The organism is Nitrosomonas sp., assembly GCF_019635155.1.
In the GTDB taxonomy this organism is placed as follows: Bacteria; Pseudomonadota; Gammaproteobacteria; order Burkholderiales; family Nitrosomonadaceae; genus Nitrosomonas.
Genome location: NZ_JAHBZY010000005.1, coordinates 129,899 through 151,514, shown reverse-complemented (window position 1 = coordinate 151,514; position 21,616 = coordinate 129,899). Strand labels below are relative to the sequence as shown.

Here is a 21,616-nt window from a genome sequence, read left to right as displayed (position 1 = left end):
TCCTTATGGTTTGTTATTAGAACCAAGAACAAGAAAAAACCCGTCATCAGACGGGCTTCTAAAGTTTCTTAAGTTAAGTAAAAACCTTATTTCTTCCGGCGAACCGAGAAAAACAGCAGTCCCAATCCAACTAACAGCATGGCATGCGTTTCAGGTTCCGGAACGGGGGATAAATTATCATCCGCGCTGAATGTTACAAAATCGCCACTGCCGCCAATCCTGAATTGCGCTTGCTGGAAGCCATCGCAACAACCTTCAAGACCATAGAGGTTGAGCGTATGGTGACCGGCCGCAAGTGTCAGTGAATTGATACTCAGATATTGCGATGAATCGCTGTAGCTGCCAGCCCACCACATGTCGTTAGTCTTAAAGTCATACGCGACGCCGTCGACAAAAATGGCCCCGCCGTGACCGAAATCAACGCCTGCCCGAATTTGCCATGCGCCAGCGTCTGCCGGGGACACATAAAAATCAACAGTCGATTTGAAAGCAATGTCGGTAAACGAACCGCCTGGAAATAAACTGTGATTGGCTATGTTGTCGTACACCGGAACGGTTGTACTGCCATAACCAGGCGACGGGATGGCAACGGCGCTATTCACCAGGGCCTGATACGCCAAAGCATCAACTTGCGCGCCAGCGGCGGAAAAACCGGTTTCAATCGTAATCAAACTGGCATTTGCGCTGCTGCATAACACAAACGACACGATTGCCGCTGAAAATTTGAATCTATTTTTCATATCACTTGCTCCATTTATATAGAATGAACTTCTCAAAGTATAGAAAAAAGCTATCGGAATATTCCTATACTTTTTTTAGAAACGAACAATTCAGGATTTAATTTAGGGAACACTGATTAATTCGACGAACGAGATGAAGCACGAGGCGCACGGAACGGAGCAACCGAGACATATCAACAAGATAGGTGAGGGAGCGAGTACCGCGCAACGAAGTGATTCGCTCGTGCAATCAATTAATCAGCGTTTCCTTAGCGCTATAAGAATTTTTAGCGTTGTTTACAATAAACAAGCCGGTAACCGAGTTGGCGCAACTTGATCTTGCGGGTATTTATCGGTATGCCGTTGCCGCTGGCCACGATTTTCATGGAATTTGTCTTCAATTCAGCAATGCTGACGGATACCTCCGCAAGAATTCGATGCGTCATCATTAATCTTTTAGAAACTTTTTAAAAAGACCTGATTGCAGGTTTTTTAACGGACCTCGCAAAGACTACTTCGGCAATTCGTTCTCCACCAGCTTCACCCAGTACGCAGCGCCGAGCGGTAATATCTCATCGTTGAAGTCATAATGGGGATTATGCAGCAAACAATTGCCGCTCGAGTTGCCATTCCCGATCCAGATATAGCAACCCGGTTTTTGTTCCAGCATGAATGCAAAATCTTCGGCACCCATGCTGGGGATAGGCGCGGTATTGACACGATGTTCGCCGGCAATTGCCACTGCGGCGCGAATGGCGCTGGCGGTTTCAACGGAACTGTTGATGGTGACCGGATAACCGGGGTTTTCGGGATTGAAAAGGATGTCGGCATGAATGCCAAAACCCTGCGCGACACTTTGCGTCAGTTGGCGGATACCTTGTTCCAGTTGCTCGCGCACAGCTTTTTTAAAACTGCGAAAAGTACCACGCACCACCGCAGAATCCGGCAACGCATTCCAGGTATTGCCGCCATGGATTTGCGTAACGCTCACTACCGCGGCATCGGCGGGATCGATCCGGCGGCTGACGATGGTTTGCAGTTGCGTAACCAGGTGCGCTGCGGCGACCAGTACATCATTGCCCAGATGCGGCATGGCGGCATGCGTGGCTTGACCGTGGAAGGTAATTTCAAAACAATCGAACGATGCCATCATCGGTCCGGTTTTGACGGCGAAATGACCAACCGGAACATCCGGAAAGTTATGCATGCCGAATACGCGCTGCGCCGGAAATTGTTCGAACAATCCCTCGCTGATCATCTGATGCGCACCGGCACGGCATTCTTCCGCCGGTTGAAAAATGAAATACACAGTACCGTCGAAACCACCATGTTTGGCGAGATGACAGGCGGCACCAAGCAGCATGGCGCAATGGCCGTCGTGACCGCAAGCGTGCATTTTGCCTTGATGGCACGATGCGTGCGCAAAACTGTTTTGTTCCTGGATATACAACGCATCCATGTCGGCGCGCAGCGCAATGCTGTTGTTGCTCCGGCCACGGCGTAACACGCCGACCACGCCGGTTTCCGCCAATCCCTGATGCACTTCGATCCCCGCTTGTCGCAGTTGCTGCATGATCAACTGCGCCGTCGCGTCTTCCTCAAAAGCGGTTTCCGGATGCTGATGGATTTGTCTGCGCCAACGCTGCATCTCGGCGTGCAATGCGAGTATCTCTGGATTGATGGCCATGGTTGATCAATCGTTGTCAAAACTTGCGCATCGTATCATGGGTGGATTGATGCAGCTAACAGCAGTTCAAGGAAATTATTCATTTATCACGCCAATCATTTGACAATACAAAAGACTTTCAGTATGTTCAATAACCGGGAGAGCTTTCTCCCGTCCTATCTGAAGCTTTAGGTACATGTAACCATTCAAGGGAGGTTGTCATGAACAAGAAGTTTGTCAAACAAGATTTTCTCATCAGAGATTTAGCAATCAGTATCAGCAGCGGAGGTCGTGGCGGAACATGGTTACCCGGACCGGATGATGAAACACCGCCAACACCGATTTCGCCGATTGCCAGCGTGTTAGTGAATCTCGGACTGATCGAAGCCGTTCGCGGCACGATCGCAGAGGCTGTCAAAGCTAAAAAATTTGACGAGGTCGCGCGCGCATTTGTGCAAAACGATGCCGGCGGTAACCCTATTATCCGTTCAGCGATTCATGACATCGGCGCCGCCGTGGTTGCCAGCGCAGCCTTTGCATCGCTAGGCGGTGGCGGCAGCGTCGGATTACCCAATCCTGATTGCGGAGGTACGTCCTACGAAACGATACCGCCAACTTTAACACCGGTGGTTCATGTCGGTATTTCGGTTCACAGGGTAACGGAACTGCCCCGACTCAGAAAACAACTTGCACAGACAGTGGCCTATGTCGATAAAGTAGCGGCGGCTCAAGCGCCTCAAGGCACCGAGGTTGCAACCGTTCGCGCGCAATTGCAAGAAGCATTGAAGAGCCTGGGTTAATCAGGCCCGGTCATAGCGGTGAGCAGTCGTATCGCGGCATTGTCACTGACTGCCATCCGCATGGCCGCCACCGGGCCTTGCGAAGAAACCGCGGTTATTGCACGTTGGCTTTATCGTTTCGGAATCGCACCGTGCGGACCTGCCATCGAACGCGACTTTGGTCCCGATGACGATCCGATGGCTATCCTCGGTTTAACAAAAGGCGCGCATGTTCGCCGTCAGCTCGAAACTGCTTATGATGCTCATGCGCTCGCCGGATGGTATTCTTTCGCAAGAACGGCGCTGCCCGAACAAATTTCCACGGCTTGCAAACTGTATGTCAGCCCGAAACCGGAAGCCTTAAGCGATGCATTTCCGGTCATTGCCGAACAATTTACCCGCAACGAAGTACGATCATTTAAAGTCGGGCGAGGTATTGAGGGGTTATTGCGCCCCGACAAAATCGTTGCTTACTTCGACAGCGAATCCCACATGATGCGGGTAGCAACAGCACTTGATAAATCACTGCAAGGCTGCCCGGCGCAAGGCGTTCCTTTCACTGCAGAAATTGCGGGAAACGGACTCGTTTCTTCCGGAATCGATCCCCCCGTGAATGCATCGGCTATCAGCTGGCGATCCTGGATAACCAAACGCCTGGCTGCCAGTCTGGCCGCATCTTTTCCTGGTGAAAGCGCACATCGCACGGCTATCGCATTAACCGATCTTCGCAATTCCGGTATCGACCCCGACCGTTGGGCGCCCATCGTCGAACATTTTTGGACACTAAGCCCGTCGTGACTCAAGAGTCATTTGATTTTACGACCAGCCTGTTTGTATTACCGCCGGATGCAAAGCTGCTTCCGGTTTCCGAGTTATCGCCTCGGTTGCAGGCTAAAATCGGTTACGTTGATGACGATCAGTTCGTTATCACCCGCCCGGGATTTCGCATCACCACAAGACTTTTACCTCGCCCCCTCACCGAACTGATTAGAGAGTTTCACACGCCCAGTCTGCTGACAGATGCGATTTTACGTTTCAGCCAGGCACACGGCCAGGATCCGATGGTGATGCTTGATCTGGCTTTTGACGCACTCGCGACATTGGTCGAAATAAGAATTCTTGTTCCGCACGATTCCCCCGACACACAGTCCCCCGAGCCAAATTTCGGAGCCGGGCAGGAATTCGCAGGCTTTGAAATCGAAATGCTGGTGCGTTCTTTAGAAGATACCGAAGTCTACCGCGCACGGCAAGCCGACGGCACATTAGTCGCACTGAAAATTACCCGGGCGGATCGGCAAGCAATATTCAACATGTTCGAAAGAGAAGCAAAAGCGCTGGACCGGCTACAGGGAATGGATAGCCCGCAATTATTGAAACATGCTATCGAACAAGGGCGCGCATTTATCGCCATGGAATGGTGCGATGGCGTATCGATCGCCATCGCCGCGCAACGGGCTCGTGCCGCTCGTAACAAGCGCCAACTTCACACAGTCGTCACAAAACTGCTGGAAGCTTATGGCAGGCTTCACGCTAATGGTATCCTTCATGGCGATATTCATACCGGCAACTGTTTGGTTCGTGATAACGGACGTATCGTCATTCTTGATTTTGGCAATGCCCGGCTGCTTGATCATGTCAATCCTGCGGTTGATCCGTTGCGCACCGGAATCCCGCAATTCTACGACCCTCAGATGGCAAGCTCACTGTCGGACGGACAAATTCCGCCTGCCGCAGATCCGGTTTCCGAACAGTATGCCATCAGCGTAATGGCATATCTTCTGCTGACCGGCTTGCACCCGATTGAAACATCGGCGGTTCAAAGCGAACTGCTGCGCAACATCGTGGAGCACCCTCCTCTGCCTTTTACCGCTCGCGGCATCGCCGCCTGGCCCGCCGTAGAAGCCATCATCAACCGCGGGTTAGCAAAACAACCGGAGGAACGTTACTCGACCGTTGCCGAAATGGCGCACGCCTTCGCCGCAACGGATTGGAAATCGAAAAAGCCCCGGCGTTGGCCTGCAACTTCTGAAACCATCCTCCACGCGAAGATCGAAGAAACACGCAATCTCCAACCATCCGTGGAGCTTCCGCTGCATCGCGCCTGGTTTGCCTTGCGAGCCGCTTTAACCTTGGATAATGCTGAACTATTAGCCGCTGCCGATGTGTTAGTCGGACAAGCGGAACCGCATTGGCAAGCACATGCGGTTGCTGCCCGAATTGCGCGAGCACGCTCGGACATCGTCACGGAACGGCAAGCGATTGAGAAATTCCTGTCAGCAGCCGGATTGTTGACGGATAAATCCGGGATTCTGGCTGCCATTCTGGCGGCAGCGGATATTTTCAATGGCAATAATTTTCGCAATATTGATGTGACGCCCTTGGCAAATTGGGCTTTGCATAACCTGGAACAAATTCAAACGGCGGCTCATTCTCACAAAACCGTTGATGATCCGATAGAGTCTCTTTGGCTGATGGCAACTCTGACACTCATCAAATGCGGCGTAGCGGCCATTCCAGCCGGATTCGCGGCCCGGCTCGAAACATTCGATAAAACGCAAAAAGGCCATGTATGGCTCTGGTCACTGGCGCATGATGTCTTGGCGCAACCACATTTTAAAACACGCGCACTGCTGGCCAAGAAACCCAAAGATCCGGCAGCCCGGGTGTTCGCATTACTCAGGATTCATCAACTCACCGGCGAGATGTCCTGGGCCCGGGATGCACGGCGCCTGATCGCAAAATATTCCAAAGCGCATTCTTTTGAGAAGCACTTGGGACTCTTGATGATCGAGCTGGCTGCGCCGCATAACGCCGTTCTTCCCCCTTTTCTCCAACCCTCGGCTTACGCCGTGTAACGCAGTATTGCCGCGATCCCATAAAACACGGTGTTTCTGCAGAGACCTTTGCACGGTGTCATGAAACTTTTATATGGCATCGCTAATATGGCGCTTCGTGATTCTTTTCACACCATAACCGGAGAGACGAATGATTCGCCAAGAAATCGCAACAAGGAAAAATGTTTTTTTATTGACCGATAGCAATTGGCATGCACGCACAATCCAATTCATCGTGGGTGTTTTGATGCTCGCGCTTTATGCTTGGATTACTGCCGGTGTGCTGAATTTATTGCTCAATTTGCCGGAGATTCTGAAAAACGGCTGGGCACAGATCGCCGAGCATATCATTGTGGATATAGTGCTGATCCTCGCGATGCTCGAACTGATTCGAATCTTGCAATCTTACCTATCGCTGGGGCGTGTCAAAGTGACCTTTATTTTGGATGTCGCATTAGTCGTATTGATCGGTGAACTGATCGGACTTTGGTATAAAGAATATACCTTCATTGATGTCGGCCTTCATGTTGCCGCCATCACCATGTTGATCTTGCTGCGTATCGTATCGATCCGTTTTTCCCCCAACGCCGTCGATTAACTCACCGCTCTTTGCGAGTTTTTCGGGAAAATCAAATGCCCTTTCACAGATTAAAATTTTCCGGCTTGCAATTGCTCCGCCAGCTCCATCAGCGCTTGCCCGCGATGGCTGATGCGGTTCTTCTGTTCAGGTGTTAATTCAGCGGAAGTTTTACCGAACTCGGGTACCCAGAAATACGGATCGTAACCGAAGCCACCGGCACCGCGCGGTTGATCGATGATTTCTCCATACCACGAGCCGTCGACAATGATCGGTTGCGGATCATCGGCATGCCGGACCAGAACGATCACGCAATAATAATAAGCACGGCGATCTACCTTGCCTTGTAATGCCGCTACAAGTTTCTGATTGTTCCGCTCATCGGATTTTGGTTCCCCAGCATAACGAGCGGAATTCACACCGGGAGAACCGTCCAGCGCGCTGACGCAGATGCCTGAATCGTCCGCCAGCGCGGGTAGCCCGGAACAACGACTCGCGTGACGGGCTTTAACCAATGCATTTTCGACAAATGCGGGATGCGGTTCGTCAACTTCACCGGCAGCGAATTGCGATTGCGGAATCACCTCGATCGCCAATGGTGCGAGCAATTCGCCGATCTCCCGTAATTTGCCGGAATTGTTGCTGGCGATGACCAATTTCTTTAGTGCATTCACGATTGACCCAATACCGTTTTTTGAATCGCAATTAACTCTTGAATGCCATGCTGCGCCATATCGAGCATGGTGTTCAATTCGTCGCGGCTGAATGCAGCGCCCTCGGCTGTCCCTTGCACTTCGATCAGGTGCGAGCGTCCGGTCATAACGACATTCATATCGGTGTCACAGGCGGAGTCTTCGACATAGTCCAAATCCAACACCGGCGTGCCTTCAAAAATACCCACCGAGACCGCTGCGACGTGGTCGAAAATTGGTGAAAATTCGACACGCCGTTGATCGAGCAATTTTTGAATAGCATCATGCAGCGCGACATACGCGCCGGTGATGCTGGCAGTGCGCGTGCCGCCATCCGCCTGAATGACATCGCAATCGATGTGGATAGTGCGTTCGCCGAGTTTCTCCAGATCCACCGCAGCGCGTAGCGCTCTGCCAATCAAACGCTGAATCTCCATAGTGCGCCCAGATTGCTTGCCTTTGGCGGCTTCTCGCTGCATGCGCGAATGCGTCGATCCCGGCAGCATGCCATATTCGGCAGTCAGCCAGCCTTGCCCTTGTCCTTTAAGGAAAGGTGGTACTTGTTCGGCGATAGTAGCGGTGCAGATCACCCGGGTATCGCCGCATTCAATTAACACCGAGCCGTCGGCGTGCTTGATGTAATGACGCGTGATTTTGACCGGACGGATTTGCGTAGGCGTGCGTTGGTAACTGCGTGTCATAAAATTTTGTGTAATGAGATTAAGAAGAGAAACGATACGCCGGTTTAGCAGGCGCACCCGCCGACACAGTCAGCACTTCGTGACCGTTTTCAGTCACTAGAATGGTATGCTCCCATTGCGCGGATAAACTACCGTCTTTGGTGGTGACAGTCCAGCCATCCGGTAAATGACGGATAGCGGCTTTTCCGGCGTTGATCATCGGCTCCACGGTAAAAATCATGCCGGTTTTGAGTTCCAGTCCGTTACCGGGGCGCCCGTAATGCAGTACTTGCGGATCTTCGTGAAATTTTGCACCGATACCATGACCGCAAAATTCCCTGACCACGCTATAACCGACGCCTTCCGCCAATTTCTGAATGGCATAGCCGATATCGCCCAGATGCTTGCCCGGTGCAATTTGATCAATGCCGCGCCACATGGCCTCATAAGTAACCTCACACAAGCGCTTGGCTTGAATGGAAGGTTCGCCGACATAGAACATTCGGCTGGTATCGCCGTGATAGCCTTCGTAGATAACAGTGATGTCGACATTGATGATGTCGCCGTTTTTAAGTATTTTCTTACCTGGAACACCGTGACATATTTGATTGTTGACCGACGTGCAAATCGATTTTGGATAAGGCGCGTGCCCGGACGGCGCGTAATTCAGCGGCGCCGGAATGGTTTTCTGCACATTCACCATATAGTTATGACATAACGTATCCAACTCTTCGGTCGTAATGCCGGTTGTGACATGGGGAGCGATAAAATCCAGAACCTCCGAGGCCAATCGCCCCGCGATGCGCATTTTCTCGATCTCCTGCGGTGTTTTAATGGTTACCTTCATAATGTTTTCATTCAGATATGATGATGTCCTGGATATCAGTATTTTAAAATGCCACTATCGGTCTGTTATTGAAATTGAAACGATCGGATCAACGTTCACACTGATCGGAATGAAGATGCGTATCCTCGAATTGCTCGGCTAACTTACGCATCGAATCCTTAATAATTTGCGTCGATTCGCGAATAACAATTTTTTTAAGAAGAACGGTTCGATTATCGATTTTAGCAACCGTGATTCCTTTCTTTTCCACTTCCCGCAATTGTTTGAGCGCGTCGTTCTGATCATAAAACATGCCTAGCGATATGGCATTTTCCCACTGATTGTCGTCTTTAACACGAAAACTCACGATCCCCAGATTTCTGAGTTTGTTGATTTCACGATTGGCCAATTCTTTATTCGGATAAGGCGGAATATAAAGCCAGTACATGGCGGTATCGCCAGCCTCCTCCAAACTGTAAACCAAATCAGGAAATAGCTCGGATAATACGGATACTGCATATTGTATTTGTTCTTCGTAAAAATTGCCCCATATTAAACAATTTTCATGAGCCGGTACTAAAATAATCTTCTCCGGATTCACGGGCGTTGGAATGTTGTCATTTCGAACATCCGAGCGAAACTGCGGACTGGCAAAAAATGCAACGTTCACTATTAGCAGGATAATAAAGATTATTCTCATTGAAAAATAAAATATTAAATAACAACAACCCTATTAATTTTGTTGTTAACGCGCTTTTGCCTTGCTAAAATACGCCGTTATTTCACAAACACACCAACCAACTTTTAGATGCCTTTAAAAACGGAACAAGAAACATGAAAATTTTCAAGAATATGGTCTTATTTGCAGCATTATTAGTCGCTATGCCGATTTCAGCCGAAACAGCCTCCGAATCCGATTCCACGGATCCTGCGCCTGCTGCTGCCGCACCCGCTACGGTTGAAGAAATTGCCGCAGGCACTTGCGCCGGTTGCCACAACGCTGACGGCAATAGTGTCATCCCAATGAACCCGATTCTGGCCGGACAGCATGCGGAGTATATCACCAAGCAGTTGATGGATTTCAAGGCAAATGGTGAGGAACCGCCAAAGCGTAACAGTCCCGTGATGTCCGCTATGGTTGCGGCGCTTTCCCAAGAAGACATGAAGGCATTGGGCGCCTACTATGCCAAACAAAAAACCAATCCAAGCCAAGCACCGGTCGATGAGAGCATGCTGGAAGTCGGCAAGATTCTTTACCATGGTGGCAATATTGAAAATGGCATTCCTGCCTGCGCAAGCTGTCACGGCCCGAACGGCTCTGGTCTTCCACCCCATTACCCTGCTGTTGGCGGACAACACGCAGAGTACACATTGTCGCAGCTCGATCAATTTAACAAAGGCGACCGCGCCAATGATAATGCGGTCATGCAACAAGTTGTCAGCCGCATGAGCGCGCATGAAAAGAGAGCCGTTTCTGCTTATATTGCAACGATTCGCTAACGAACATTCTGCACAAACAAAAAAGGCGATCCAAGGATCGCCTTTTTTGTTATCCACTGCTACCAATTCTTAAATATTTTATCGGCTGCCGACAAGGTTTGATCAAGTTCCCTGTCGCCATGCGCTGACGATACGAATCCGGCCTCAAACGCTGAAGGCGCAAAATAAACGCCTTCCTCCAGCATGGCATGGAAAAATCGATTAAACGCCGCCTTGTCGCATTGCATTACCTCGGCAAAACTGGTGGGAATAGCCTTGCTGAAATAAAGCCCGAACATCCCGCCAACCGACTGTGCGCAAAAATCGATGCCGTATTTTTTCGCGGCTGCGCTAATGCCATCAACAAGCTGCCGGGTTCTATTTGACAGCTTATCGTAAAACCCTGGCACTTGAATTAATCGGAGCGTCGCCATTCCAGCGGCAACCGCCACCGGATTTCCGGAAAGCGTACCCGCTTGATAAACCGGTCCCAATGGCGCAAGACATTGCATGATCTCGCGGCGTCCGCCAAATGCGGCCATCGGCATACCGCCGCCAATAACTTTCCCCAAAGCTGTCAAATCAGGTTTGATTTGATAAAGCCCTTGCGCGCACCCCAATCCAACACGAAACCCCGTCATCACTTCATCAAATATCAGCACACTGCCATTCTTCGAGCATAGTGTCCGCAGTTTGGCGAGAAAATCCGCCTTCGGAGCGATCAAATTCATGTTTCCCGCAACCGGTTCAACAATCACGGCCGCAATTTCATTACCCCATTTGCTGAAGGCTTCTTCAATACCGGATATATCGTTGTAATCCAGGACAATGGTATGCCCGGCTGTTTCCGCAGGAACGCCGGCGGAACTTGGATTACCGAAAGTTAAGGCACCCGAGCCCGCTTTGACCAGCAAGGAATCGTCATGACCGTGATAACAACCTTCGAATTTAATGATCTTGCTTCTGCCAGTAAAACCACGCGCCAAGCGGATAACGCTCATACCCGCTTCCGTGCCGGAACTCACCAATCGCACTTGTTCAATGGATGGAACCATTTGGCAAATCAGCTTGGCGATTTCCAATTCCGCTTCGGTAGGAGCGCCAAAAGTCAATCCATTTTGAGCGGCGGTTTGCACGGCCTTCACCACCTCAGGATGAGCATGACCCAAAATCAACGGTCCCCATGACCCCACATAATCAATATAGGATTTCCCATCCGCATCCCAGAAATACGCGCCTTCACCGCGTTGAAAAAATACCGGTTCCCCTCCCACCGATTTAAATGCTCGAACGGGAGAATTCACACCGCCGGGTATATATTGTTGTGATTGTTCAAATAGTTGATGATTGCGTGAAGTCATTTGATCGCTCTTTAAAAATTAGTTAGTTGTTGGTAGGTATTGAAAACTCTGCAAATAATTGTGTAAATTGCTTGGCCCGTGCTGTAATGTCGCCGCTCATAAACAAATCGGCACACACCGCAATCGCGGCACAGCCGCTTGTAATCACTTGCCTGGCGTTGCCCAACCGGATACCGCCGATCCCCACGATTGGAATCGAGATTTTTTGTTTCGCTTGCCCGGTCAAATGTCCGGGGACGGAAACAGCATCGGTTTTCGTCAATGAAGGAAAGAATGCGCCAAATGCCACGTAGTCGGCACCATCTTGCTCTGCTCGCTGCGCCCGCTCCAAATCGTTATAGCACGATGCTCCCACAATTTTATTTTCCCCGAGATGCTTCCTCGCTGCAGCAACGCCCGCATCTTCTCGGCCCACATGAACACCATCCGCATCGACCGCTATTACCAAATCGATATGATCATTGATGATCAATGGCACCCGGTATTCGCTGCATAGTTGCCGCATCAATCCGGCTTGCTCCCTCAGCAAAGCGACGTTAGCCGATTTACTCCGGTATTGAACGAGTTGAACTCCGCCAATCAATACTTGCTGCGTCTTTGCAAGCAATTCGCCAGTATTCGTCAGATCCGGTGTAATCGCGTAAAGTCCGCTGATCTTGGGGAAATGCTGATCAATTGATCGCGCCCGCGCTTCGCGCTTCATCACGTCCATCGAATCAATCAGCGTTTTCTTGAGCAGTTGACATGTCTGTATCGTCGCCGGCATCTTCATCATCCCTCACCCAATAGAGCCGGTTTGGAATATATTGCCCCATCCCCGGACGGAAACCTGCTTGCAACGTATGCCAAGTGTAATCCTGGGCTTCCTTTACGCTTTCTGTGATGGATAATCCGTTGGCCAAAAAAGCGGCAATCGCTGATGCAAGAGTACAACCCGAACCATGATAGGTATTAGGAAGCCGCTCCCAATGATCGGATCGCGCCGTACCATCCGCTGCAAACAAAGTATTGGTCACTTGCGCGGTATTTTCGTGAGTGCCTGTTATCAGCACATACTCGCATCCCAGATCCAGCAACCGTTGAGCGCATAAGCTTAAATCCAATTTAGTGACATGACTGTCGTTTTCCAGTTGAGCGAGATGCCGCGCTTCCAGGCTATTGGGTGTTAAGACCGTCACTTGCGGCAATAATAATTCCCGCATGGCATCAATCATTTCCTCGCTCGCCAGCTCGTCTCCCCGGCCGGAAGTCAAAACAGGGTCCATCACGAGCGGAATCTGCGGATAATCAGAAATAACTTCTGCAATCGTGGCGATAATTTCAACGCTGCCTAATAAACCGATCTTAAAAACTTGAACGGGCATATCCTCAAGAACCGCTCTGGCTTGATCGGCAACCCATTCGGGATCAAGCGGCATGACATCTTCGACACCGGCAGTATCTTGAACGGTAATCGCCGTCATCACCGATAATGGATGGCAACCCAGACTGGCAATCGCCAACAAATCCGCTTGAAGACCTGCTCCACCACTGGGATCATTCGCTGCAAAAGAAAGTACAATTGGGGGTGGCTGTAACATGCATTAATACCGTAAAATGTCATTTTAACCTAAAAGGAAGTTGCTATCTATCATGCCAACTGATGAGAATCGTGAATACAATCGTTATATGTGTCTAATTTGCGGCTATATTTATGATGAAGCCGCGGGAGCGCCGGATGAGGGTATTGCGCCAGGTACGCGTTGGGAAGATGTACCGATTAACTGGACTTGCCCCGAATGCGGCGCACGTAAAGATGATTTTGAAATGGTAAAAATATAAATGCGCATTCTGCATACCATGCTCCGTGTCGGCAACCTTGAAAAATCCCTGGCTTTCTATACGCAAGTGTTAGGTATGAGGCTATTGCGCCGCAAAGAGTACCCTGATGGCAGATTTACACTTGCTTTTGTCGGTTATCAAGATGAAGCAAACGGCGCTGTTCTGGAATTGACGCACAATTGGGATACTTCTTCCTACAATCTGGGAGAAGGCTACGGCCATATCGCTATTGAAGTCGATGATGCCTATCAAGCCTGTGAGAACGCCAAAAAACTCGGTGGCAAGGTTACCCGTGAAGCTGGGCCGATGAAACATGGCACGACAGTGATTGCGTTTATCGAAGACCCGGATGGATATAAGATAGAATTCATACAGAGAAAACTTCCGGGTCAATAACCCGAATATCCGGCTAACCAAGCGCAGTCAACGTTTACCCCGCTATCCACCTATCCATGCAATAAAAAAATGGCCGGTATTTTGTTGATATCCGGCAGGTGCTTACGCCACTCCCTGATCGACTTGGTTGCAATCGTCTCGCTGGAAAAAGTAAGGTGACTGGCAATACATAAATCGGTGGTATCGCGGCACACGCTCACCAGGTGTTCCAGTAATTTCTGATTACGGTATGGTGCTTCAATAAATATTTGCGTCTGCTGCTGGCTGATCGAAAACTTTTCCAGCTCCAAGAGCTTACCGGCCCTTGCGGCACTTTCGACCGGCAAATAACCATGAAAAGCAAATCGCTGACCATTCAAGCCCGATGCCATCAATGCCAGCAAAATAGAGGAAGGTCCAACCAAAGGCGTCACGGTAATATTATTTTCATGCGCCAGGCGGATTAATTCCGCTCCCGGATCCGCCACCGCCGGACATCCCGCTTCTGATAACAACCCCACATCGTTCCCTTCCAGCAGTGGTTTTAACAATTCCGGCAAATCCTTGCTTGACGTGTGTTCATTGAGTGCTTGCATATGCAGTGTTTGCAATGGCTGTTTGCAACCGATTTGCTTAAGAAATTGCCGCGCGGTTTTAGGATGCTCAACGATAAAGTAGCGCAATTCGGCAACGCATTGCTGTACTGCCGCCGGTAACACCCAAGCAATATCTTCCTGGCTGATGGGCGATGGAATCAAATAAAGCTTGCCGCTCATTGGAACAAGAGGATTCAACGATCTATAAACAGGGTATTAGAATCAGCCATTGATCATTCTAATGTAACGTTCTTGGCACACTCAGCATGAATTCCGGTATTGCCACATCAAAATGAACACCGTCTTCTGCCGCCATCTGATAGCTGCCTTTCATTGATCCGACCGATGTTGAAATGACTGTTCCGCTGGTATATTCAAACCTATCGCCGGGTTTAAGCAATGGCTGCTCTCCGACCACACCCAGTCCGCGTACTTCCTGCGTCGTGCCATCGCCGTTATTGATGATCCAATGCCTGCTGATTAATTGTGTGGCGACCGTACCGTTGTTAGCAATCGTAATGGTATACGCAAACACGTGCCGGTCAGCTTCCTCATCCGATTGATCGGGTAAGTAGACGGCTCGAACAGTAATATCTATTTCGTATTTCTTATCTTCTTCGGACATTTGTTTTTTTCCTGCCATTCACTGGTTCTTTTAAGTAGTGTACCAAGAAAAAATAAAAAAACGGATTAACCGGATGAAATTCATATCCGTTTACACTCTTTCACGCGCAACCGACTAATTAAGGTTAAAATAAGCAATTTGATTTCATTCGAGAGGTTTTTCATGTTTCGCTTAGCACCCAGCATTCTGTCCGCCAATTTCGCCAAACTCGGTCAGGAAATCACCGATGTCATTGCTTCCGGCGCGGATATCGTTCATTTTGACGTAATGGACAACCACTATGTACCCAATTTGACGATCGGTCCTTTGGTATGTGAAGCAATCCGTCCTGTCACCGACGCCATCATCGACGTGCATTTGATGGTCGAACCGGTCGATCGCATTATTCCCGATTTTGCCAAAGCAGGCGCCAATATCATTTCCTTTCACCCGGAAGCATCCAATCATATCGACCGTACCATTGGCCTGATCAAAGAACAAGGTTGCAAGGCCGGTTTGGTATTTAACCCGGCGACACCGCTCTATTATTTGGATCATGTACTCGACAAGCTGGATCTGATTCTGATCATGTCGGTCAATCCTGGCTTTGGCGGACAGAAATTCATTCCCGAAGCATTGAACAAATTGCGCGCTGTCAGAAAACGTTTGGACGCCAGCGGCAATAGCAACATTCTGTTGGAAATTGATGGCGGCGTAAAAGTTGACAACATCGCTGAAATCGCGCGCGCCGGCGCCGACACATTTGTCGCCGGATCGGCAATTTACAATGCCGGCAAAGATACCGATCCCCACCGTTACGACAGCGTTGTCGCAGCATTCCGCGCCGAATTGGCAAAAGTATAAGCAACCTTCACTCCTGTTTAATATTTACACATTAATGAATCAGAGTCTTTCTTCCAATACTGTGGCTTCCTCTAAAAAAATTGATTTTCCGATTGCCGTCAGAGTCATCATGATCGATCTGGACGGCACATTGCTGGACACCGCAGGCGATCTTGCTTTGTCTGCCAATCTGATGCTCAAGGATCTGGGAATGCCGGAACAATCGACGGAAACCATCCGTTCTTATATCGGTAAGGGCATACAGAAGCTGGTTAAGCGAACCTTAACCGGCGAGCTCGACGGTGAGCCGGATGCAGCCTTATTTGCCAAAGCGCTGCCGATCTATGAGAAACATTATGCGGACAATTTGAGTTTGAGTACACGCCCCTATCCAGGGGTGGTCGAAGGCATTAAAGTCTTGCAGCAAGCGGGCTTTCGATTGGCTTGCATCACCAATAAAGCGGAAACCTTCACGATTCCGCTATTGCGAGCAACCGGTCTCTACGAACAATTTGAAATCGTTTTATCGGGCGACAGCTTACCCAAGAAAAAACCCGATCCGATGCCGCTCACACATATTTGCAAGCATTTTGATGTACAGCCGAGTGAAGCACTGCTGATCGGTGATTCGTTGAACGATGCGATTGCTGCCAGAGCAGCCGGTTGCCATGTGTTCTGCGTGACTTATGGCTACAATGAAGGACGCAATGTCTACGAACTGGATTGCGACGCGATCGTGGAATCCTTGCTGGATGCGGCGAAATTGATTAAAAAACCATCCTAGAAATGACCGAAGCAGAATTTGATGAACTCGCGCAGCAAGGATTTAACCGTATTCCGGTTATCCTTGAAACTTTTGCAGACCTCGATACGCCTTTATCGATTTATCTGAAATTAGCCAATCAGCCTTATTCGTACCTGCTGGAGTCGGTGCAAGGTGGCGAACGGTTCGGTCGCTTTTCAATTATCGGCCTGCCGGCGTCGACCCGTATCGAAGCCCGTGACAAACTGATAACCACGATCCATCAAAATTTATCGGAAACAGTTACGGCCACCGATCCGTTGGCTTTTGTCGAATCGTATTTGGCGCGGTTCAAAGCGGCGCAATGCCCTGCCGGGAAATCACGCTTTCGCGGCGGATTGGCCGGTTATTTCTCTTACGATACCGTCCGCTATATCGAATCCAAGCTTAAAGGTCATGCCAAGCCGGATTGCTTGAATACACCGGATATGTTGCTGTTGCTATCGGAAGAATTGGCGGTTGTCGACAATCTTTCCGGCAAACTGTATTTGATCGTGTATGTCGATCCGGCGCAAGAAAATGCCTATCAAACAGGCCGTAACCGGCTGAAAGCGTTGCTGACGCAGTTGCGCCAACCGGTCGCCATTCCGTCCGAACAAACTGCAACACCGGCAACAGCGGCCTCCGAATTTCCGGAAGCGGACTTCAAAGCTGCCGTCGAGCGAGCCAAGCGTTACATTTACGACGGCGATATCATGCAAGTGGTCCTATCGCAGCGCACCAGCAAGCCCTATAGCGCTTCTCCGCTGGCGTTATACCGGGCATTGCGCAGCCTCAACCCCTCGCCTTACATGTTTTATTATCATTTCAACGACTTCCATGTGGTGGGTGCTTCCCCCGAAATATTGGTTCGCTTGGAGGGTGATGCGGTAACGGTGCGACCGATTGCCGGAACCCGGCCGCGCGGCAAAAATCCGCAGGAAGACGCCGAATTGGCAGCCGATCTGTTAGCCGATCCGAAAGAAATTGCCGAACATGTGATGTTGATGGACCTGGGCCGCAACGACATCGGACGGGTCGCGCAAACCGGAACCGTGAAAGTGACGGAAAAAATGCAAATTGAAAACTACTCGCATGTCATGCACATCGTATCGAACGTTGAAGGCAAATTAAAACCCGGCCTTAGCGCCATTGACGTATTACGCGCCACGTTCCCGGCGGGAACCGTCAGCGGCGCGCCTAAAGTACGCGCCATGGAGATCATCGATGAGCTGGAAGTATCGAAACGCGGTGTCTATGCCGGCGCCGTGGGGTATTTAGGATTTAACGGCGACATGGACTTGGCAATCGCCATCCGTACCGGTGTCATCAAAGACGGCATGCTGCACGTACAAGCAGGTGCAGGCATTGTCGCCGATTCAGTACCGCAAAATGAGTGGGTTGAAACACAGAATAAAGCCAAAGCTGTTTTGCGGGCTGCAGAGCTTGCTGAGAAAGGTCTCGACAGTAAAATCTAGAATGGTGGCACAAGATTAGCAATTGCCATCGCCCGCATCGTAATCTTAAAAAAACCAGCCCAACGCGCAAGCAATGAACTGGCTATTCGATTGATCGATGTTCTTCGTCAACTTGCTATCAATGTTGACTCGATTTCCGCAAAACTTTTTGCCACATTGTTTTGTGGAATCATCGCACCAAGCTGCTTTTCAATTTGAGTCCAGGAGAATATCCCACAGATCCTCGGTAGGCCGATCGTGTTATTATCGATCACCAATGCATGCAATCGTCCGCTTTCGCGCAAACTGGCGACAACATTGCCAACCCTGGAATGCATGACTTCCTCCAGAGAAATGGCTTCCAGCTTATCCAGCGGTGTCATGATATCCATCACCAAAATCTCACTGTGTTTGATGCCCCGCTCCTGAATAAAACGCATCGGCTTTTCACCTAAAACATCGGTTGCGGTAATAATCCCGGCGAGCGTGTTGTCATTGTGCATGACCAGCAATGTACGAATACCGCGCTGCATCATATACGTATTGGCTATTTCCATCGGAACATTGGGTGCGATCACTGCTGCTTGAATTGTCCGCAAATCAGTCATCACTTCCGTTGCCGGGGAATCGAATGTGACCGGATTAGGTGACAGAGGACGGGAAATATGGACGGTTCCGGATAGATATTGTACGGCCAGAGATTTATATTCATTCATCATTTTGTGTACTCCTCAAATTAGAACTGAAGGAAACCACCCGAATTCAAAATAGATCACCTACCTTGAATGCGCACTCTACGCCGAAAAGAAATCAGAATCAATAGACCTATCCGCCTTAGGGAATTTAAGGCCGACTATACAACCATTGCACCAAAGCATCCATGGCGACTCGCGACTGCCCGGCCTGATCGTGATTCACGAAAAACACGATAACAAGACGCCGCCCGGATTTATCCAGCATATACCCCGCCAACGCCCGCACATTATTGAGCGCGCCGGTTTTCATATGCGCCAACCCCTTCACCGCCGTGCCGGCAAAGCGGTTTCTCAAGGTGCCGTCAACCGCCGCAATCGGCATCGACGACATAAATTCCGGCATGACCGGACTATTGAAAGCAGCCAAGAGCAGTTGCCCCATATGCCGGGCGCTGATGCGTTCCTTGCGCGACAAGCCGGAACCGTTTTCAATCACAAGCTCTGGAAAATCCAACTGTTTTCGCACCAGCCATTGACGAATGGCCATATCCGATTTCGCCAGTGTCGCCGGAGAATTAAGTTCCGCGGCATCGCCCGTTCCTAGCGCCAAATACAACTGGCGCGCGGCAATGTTATTACTGAATTTGTTGATGCCGCGAACAATCTCCGCCAGTGGCGGCGACCGGTAGATTTTTAGCTGCGTTAAGCCGGACGGCGCTCGTCCCACGATCACATCGCCATGGAACAACCCGCCTTGCTGCGCCCATAAGCGCTTAAACAAATCACGCGTGTAAATCGCGCTCTTTTGCAAACTCAGCATGTACGATTGCTTGCCGCAGTGCCGGGAAAAATTGCCTTTCAGCACCACGGTAAAATCATTATCCAGGCTTTTATCGGACAACACATCAATGGTCAACGCATTCTGCCAGTCGCCGCAGGTACCCTGAGTCAGCTTTAAATGATTCTGCACTTGAATCGAATCCGGCAGCGGATCGATGACAACCCGCACGGCATTTTTCTCAGGCTGCGGAAACAGATGAAGCGTCGATGTACGGTAATTGACCAGCAACGCTTCCGGAATAATGTTGTACGTGCGGTAGGGTTGGCCGTCAAAATCGCCCGGATCGTCGTCCGGAATCGCATAATGACTGTTATCCAGCACCAGATTTCCTTTGATCTCGTGCAACCCGGTTTGGCGCAAGCGGTGAATCAGCAACCAGAAATTTTCCAGATCCAGCTTCGGATCGCCATACCCTTTAATCACCAAATCACCGTGCAGCACACCGTCAATGATCGGACCACCGGCGTATAGTATCGTCGGCCAGGTGTACGCCGGTCCCAATAACTCCAACCCGGCATACGTCGTCAGCAATTTCATCACCGATGCCGGATTCATGCCGCTATCAGCATTGACTGTTAACAGCGGTTCGCGCACGCCGATCTCATGCACATAAACGCCGATCGCCGACTCGGAAATCGCCAGTTGTTGCAGCTTTTGTTTGACGGTAAGCGGCAACTCAGCAGCGATAACCGGTATTGCGGATACCATCAACCAAATCAGCAAGCCAAAGCGCCGACGCATACCGATCATCGAAATGAAAGAATTTATTTCGTACCCTTGCACATCATGAAACCATCATCCCACCCCATGCGGTATTGCCCGTCTTTCTCGTACCGATTGAGATCCTTGAACGCCCAACTGGTGTTTTTGGCGGTTTCGCAACCGTCGATATAACCTTGTTGCACCTCCGCCGGGTAGCCGGTCAGGTTGTATTTGGGCTTGGCGCTTTGCGGCAGCGGACCGGTGGGCCGCTCCGGTTTCTTGCCGGGTAGTGGCAGCGGTTTTCCAGGTATGGTGCTGCACGCGGAAACTATGATTGCGAGAGAAATAATGACAAACGATAAGCGAAAGCGCATAAAAATTACCTTTGAATAATTGAAGAAACTACAAAACCGACTTCAGCAATTTTCCCATTTCCGCCGGATTACGCGTCACTTTGATGCCGCAGGATTCCATGACTTCGAGCTTTTCCTGCGCCGTGCCCTTGCCGCCTGAAATAATCGCACCGGCATGTCCCATGCGCTTACCCGGTGGTGCAGTCACACCGGCGATAAAACCAACCACCGGCTTGCGCATATTGTCCCTGATCCAGCGCGCGCAATCCTCTTCGTCGCTGCCGCCGATCTCGCCAACCATCAGCACCGCATCGGTTTCGTCGTCGTCGTTGAATAACTGCATCACATCGAGGTGTTTCAAGCCATTCACCGGATCACCGCCGATCCCGATACAGGTCGATTGTCCGAGACCCAGCGCCATCAATTGCGCCACCGCTTCATAGGTCAACGTGCCGGAACGCGACACCACGCCGATGCGGCCTTTTTTATGGATATAGCCGGGCATGATGCCGATCTTGAGTTCGTCCGGGGTGATAATGCCAGGGCAATTCGGGCCGATCAGCCGGGTCTTTTTGCCCTGCATCTTGTAACGCGTGCGAATCATGTCGCGCACCGGAATGCCTTCGGTGATGCAAATCACCAAATCCAGTTCGGCTTCAACCGCTTCGTCGATCGCTGCGGCGGCGAACGGCGGCGGCACGTAAATCACCGACACATTCGCGCCGGTTTGCTGTTTCGCTTCCTTGACGGTGGCAAACACCGGAATACCCTCGAAATCCTCACCGGGTTTGCGCGGATTAACCCCGGCCACGAAACATTCTTTGCCGTTGGCATAGTCGCGGCACATGCGGGTATGAAATTGCCCGGTCTTGCCGGTGATGCCTTGGGTGAGAACACGGCTGTTGCGATTGATCAGAATAGACATAGTGCGCTCC

At 50.4% G+C, this 21,616-nt stretch carries 25 protein-coding genes; 10 read left to right on the top strand and 15 right to left on the bottom strand.

What is annotated here, in order from left to right; all coding sequences use genetic code 11:
- Window positions 1-86: 86 nt before the first annotated feature.
- A complete protein-coding gene (locus tag KF839_RS05485) occupies window positions 87-740 on the bottom strand; it encodes a CCXG family PEP-CTERM protein (RefSeq protein ID WP_292916832.1) in 654 nt (217 codons plus the stop codon).
- 490 nt (window positions 741-1,230) lie between these two features.
- Window positions 1,231-2,406: a M20 aminoacylase family protein gene (locus KF839_RS05480; RefSeq protein ID WP_292916831.1), complete on the bottom strand. Its 1,176-nt coding sequence runs from the start codon at window positions 2,404-2,406 to the stop codon at window positions 1,231-1,233.
- A gap of 200 nt (window positions 2,407-2,606) precedes the next feature.
- On the opposite strand from KF839_RS05480, the gene KF839_RS05475 reads away from it, so the two are divergent.
- From KF839_RS05475 to KF839_RS05460, 4 genes are all read left to right on the top strand, one after another.
- Window positions 2,607-3,185, top strand: coding sequence for a hypothetical protein (locus KF839_RS05475; RefSeq protein WP_292916830.1), 579 nt, complete (start codon window positions 2,607-2,609; stop codon window positions 3,183-3,185).
- 18 nt (window positions 3,186-3,203) lie between these two features.
- Complete coding sequence (locus KF839_RS05470; RefSeq protein WP_292916829.1) at window positions 3,204-3,962, top strand: hypothetical protein; 759 nt, start codon at window positions 3,204-3,206, stop codon at window positions 3,960-3,962.
- Window positions 3,941-6,019: a serine/threonine-protein kinase gene (locus tag KF839_RS05465; protein ID WP_292916828.1), complete on the top strand. Its 2,079-nt coding sequence runs from the start codon at window positions 3,941-3,943 to the stop codon at window positions 6,017-6,019. The genes KF839_RS05470 and KF839_RS05465 overlap by 22 nt, the downstream gene beginning before the upstream one ends.
- A gap of 130 nt (window positions 6,020-6,149) precedes the next feature.
- On the top strand, window positions 6,150-6,596 hold the full coding sequence (locus KF839_RS05460; RefSeq protein WP_292916827.1) for a phosphate-starvation-inducible PsiE family protein: 447 nt from the start codon (window positions 6,150-6,152) through the stop codon (window positions 6,594-6,596).
- 50 nt (window positions 6,597-6,646) lie between these two features.
- Here the strand turns inward: KF839_RS05460 and rdgB are convergent, their stop codons facing one another.
- The 4 genes from rdgB to KF839_RS05440 form a co-directional block, all read right to left on the bottom strand.
- A complete protein-coding gene (gene rdgB, locus KF839_RS05455) occupies window positions 6,647-7,249 on the bottom strand; it encodes an RdgB/HAM1 family non-canonical purine NTP pyrophosphatase (protein ID WP_292916826.1) in 603 nt (200 codons plus the stop codon).
- On the bottom strand, window positions 7,246-7,968 hold the full coding sequence (gene rph / locus KF839_RS05450; RefSeq protein WP_292916825.1) for a ribonuclease PH: 723 nt from the start codon (window positions 7,966-7,968) through the stop codon (window positions 7,246-7,248). The genes rdgB and rph overlap by 4 nt, the downstream gene beginning before the upstream one ends.
- Before the next feature lie 19 nt (window positions 7,969-7,987).
- Window positions 7,988-8,794 carry a type I methionyl aminopeptidase gene (gene map / locus KF839_RS05445; protein ID WP_292916824.1) on the bottom strand — a complete coding sequence of 269 codons (807 nt, stop codon included), beginning with the start codon at window positions 8,792-8,794 and terminating at the stop codon, window positions 7,988-7,990.
- An 88-nt stretch (window positions 8,795-8,882) separates the two neighbouring features.
- Window positions 8,883-9,443 carry an SPOR domain-containing protein gene (locus tag KF839_RS05440; protein WP_292916823.1) on the bottom strand — a complete coding sequence of 187 codons (561 nt, stop codon included), beginning with the start codon at window positions 9,441-9,443 and terminating at the stop codon, window positions 8,883-8,885.
- A gap of 164 nt (window positions 9,444-9,607) precedes the next feature.
- On the opposite strand from KF839_RS05440, the gene KF839_RS05435 reads away from it, so the two are divergent.
- On the top strand, window positions 9,608-10,273 hold the full coding sequence (locus tag KF839_RS05435; protein ID WP_292916822.1) for a c-type cytochrome: 666 nt from the start codon (window positions 9,608-9,610) through the stop codon (window positions 10,271-10,273).
- A gap of 59 nt (window positions 10,274-10,332) precedes the next feature.
- Here KF839_RS05435 and hemL read toward each other — a convergent pair whose 3' ends face one another.
- From hemL to thiD, 3 genes are read right to left on the bottom strand one after another with little or no spacing between them, the layout of a single operon-like run.
- Complete coding sequence (hemL, locus tag KF839_RS05430; protein ID WP_292916821.1) at window positions 10,333-11,613, bottom strand: glutamate-1-semialdehyde 2,1-aminomutase; 1,281 nt, start codon at window positions 11,611-11,613, stop codon at window positions 10,333-10,335.
- 22 nt (window positions 11,614-11,635) lie between these two features.
- Window positions 11,636-12,379 (bottom strand): thiamine phosphate synthase, encoded by a 744-nt coding sequence (gene thiE / locus KF839_RS05425; RefSeq protein ID WP_323802046.1) that lies wholly within the window; start codon window positions 12,377-12,379, stop codon window positions 11,636-11,638.
- Window positions 12,330-13,193, bottom strand: coding sequence for a bifunctional hydroxymethylpyrimidine kinase/phosphomethylpyrimidine kinase (thiD, locus tag KF839_RS05420; RefSeq protein ID WP_292916820.1), 864 nt, complete (start codon window positions 13,191-13,193; stop codon window positions 12,330-12,332). Before thiD ends, thiE begins: the two co-directional genes overlap by 50 nt.
- A 52-nt stretch (window positions 13,194-13,245) precedes the next feature.
- Here thiD and KF839_RS05415 point away from each other — a divergent pair, with 52 nt between their 5' ends.
- Together KF839_RS05415 and gloA are read left to right on the top strand one after the other, a co-directional pair.
- Entirely contained in the window at window positions 13,246-13,434 is a 189-nt protein-coding gene (locus KF839_RS05415; protein ID WP_292916819.1) for a rubredoxin, read from the top strand.
- On the top strand, window positions 13,435-13,830 hold the full coding sequence (gene gloA / locus KF839_RS05410) for a lactoylglutathione lyase (protein ID WP_292916818.1): 396 nt from the start codon (window positions 13,435-13,437) through the stop codon (window positions 13,828-13,830). It begins immediately after the preceding gene.
- Between the two features lie 50 nt (window positions 13,831-13,880).
- Here the strand turns inward: gloA and KF839_RS05405 are convergent, their stop codons facing one another.
- Window positions 13,881-14,585 carry an SAM-dependent methyltransferase gene (locus tag KF839_RS05405; protein WP_292916817.1) on the bottom strand — a complete coding sequence of 235 codons (705 nt, stop codon included), beginning with the start codon at window positions 14,583-14,585 and terminating at the stop codon, window positions 13,881-13,883.
- A 58-nt stretch (window positions 14,586-14,643) separates the two neighbouring features.
- Window positions 14,644-15,030 (bottom strand): Co2+/Mg2+ efflux protein ApaG, encoded by a 387-nt coding sequence (apaG, locus tag KF839_RS05400; RefSeq protein WP_292916816.1) that lies wholly within the window; start codon window positions 15,028-15,030, stop codon window positions 14,644-14,646.
- A gap of 162 nt (window positions 15,031-15,192) precedes the next feature.
- Here apaG and rpe point away from each other — a divergent pair, with 162 nt between their 5' ends.
- From rpe to trpE, 3 genes are read left to right on the top strand one after another with little or no spacing between them, the layout of a single operon-like run.
- Complete coding sequence (gene rpe, locus KF839_RS05395) at window positions 15,193-15,873, top strand: ribulose-phosphate 3-epimerase (protein ID WP_292916815.1); 681 nt, start codon at window positions 15,193-15,195, stop codon at window positions 15,871-15,873.
- 34 nt (window positions 15,874-15,907) lie between these two features.
- The gene (locus KF839_RS05390; protein WP_292916814.1) at window positions 15,908-16,636 is read left to right on the top strand and encodes a phosphoglycolate phosphatase; all 729 of its coding nucleotides are present in this window, start codon (window positions 15,908-15,910) and stop codon (window positions 16,634-16,636) included.
- 2 nt (window positions 16,637-16,638) lie between these two features.
- Complete coding sequence (gene trpE / locus KF839_RS05385) at window positions 16,639-18,111, top strand: anthranilate synthase component I (RefSeq protein WP_292916813.1); 1,473 nt, start codon at window positions 16,639-16,641, stop codon at window positions 18,109-18,111.
- Between the two features lie 107 nt (window positions 18,112-18,218).
- On the opposite strand, the gene KF839_RS05380 is transcribed toward trpE, so the two are convergent.
- The 4 genes from KF839_RS05380 to sucD all read right to left on the bottom strand — a co-directional run bounded on the left by KF839_RS05380 (window position 18,219) and on the right by sucD (window position 21,606).
- Window positions 18,219-18,809, bottom strand: a complete 591-nt coding sequence (locus KF839_RS05380) for a CBS domain-containing protein (RefSeq protein ID WP_292916812.1) — start codon at window positions 18,807-18,809, stop codon at window positions 18,219-18,221.
- Between the two features lie 124 nt (window positions 18,810-18,933).
- A complete protein-coding gene (gene dacB, locus KF839_RS05375; protein WP_292916811.1) occupies window positions 18,934-20,367 on the bottom strand; it encodes a D-alanyl-D-alanine carboxypeptidase/D-alanyl-D-alanine endopeptidase in 1,434 nt (477 codons plus the stop codon).
- A 23-nt stretch (window positions 20,368-20,390) separates the two neighbouring features.
- A complete protein-coding gene (locus KF839_RS05370; protein ID WP_292916810.1) occupies window positions 20,391-20,702 on the bottom strand; it encodes a hypothetical protein in 312 nt (103 codons plus the stop codon).
- Window positions 20,703-20,730: 28 nt separating this feature from the next.
- Complete coding sequence (gene sucD / locus KF839_RS05365) at window positions 20,731-21,606, bottom strand: succinate--CoA ligase subunit alpha (protein WP_292916809.1); 876 nt, start codon at window positions 21,604-21,606, stop codon at window positions 20,731-20,733.
- Window positions 21,607-21,616 lie beyond the last annotated feature (10 nt).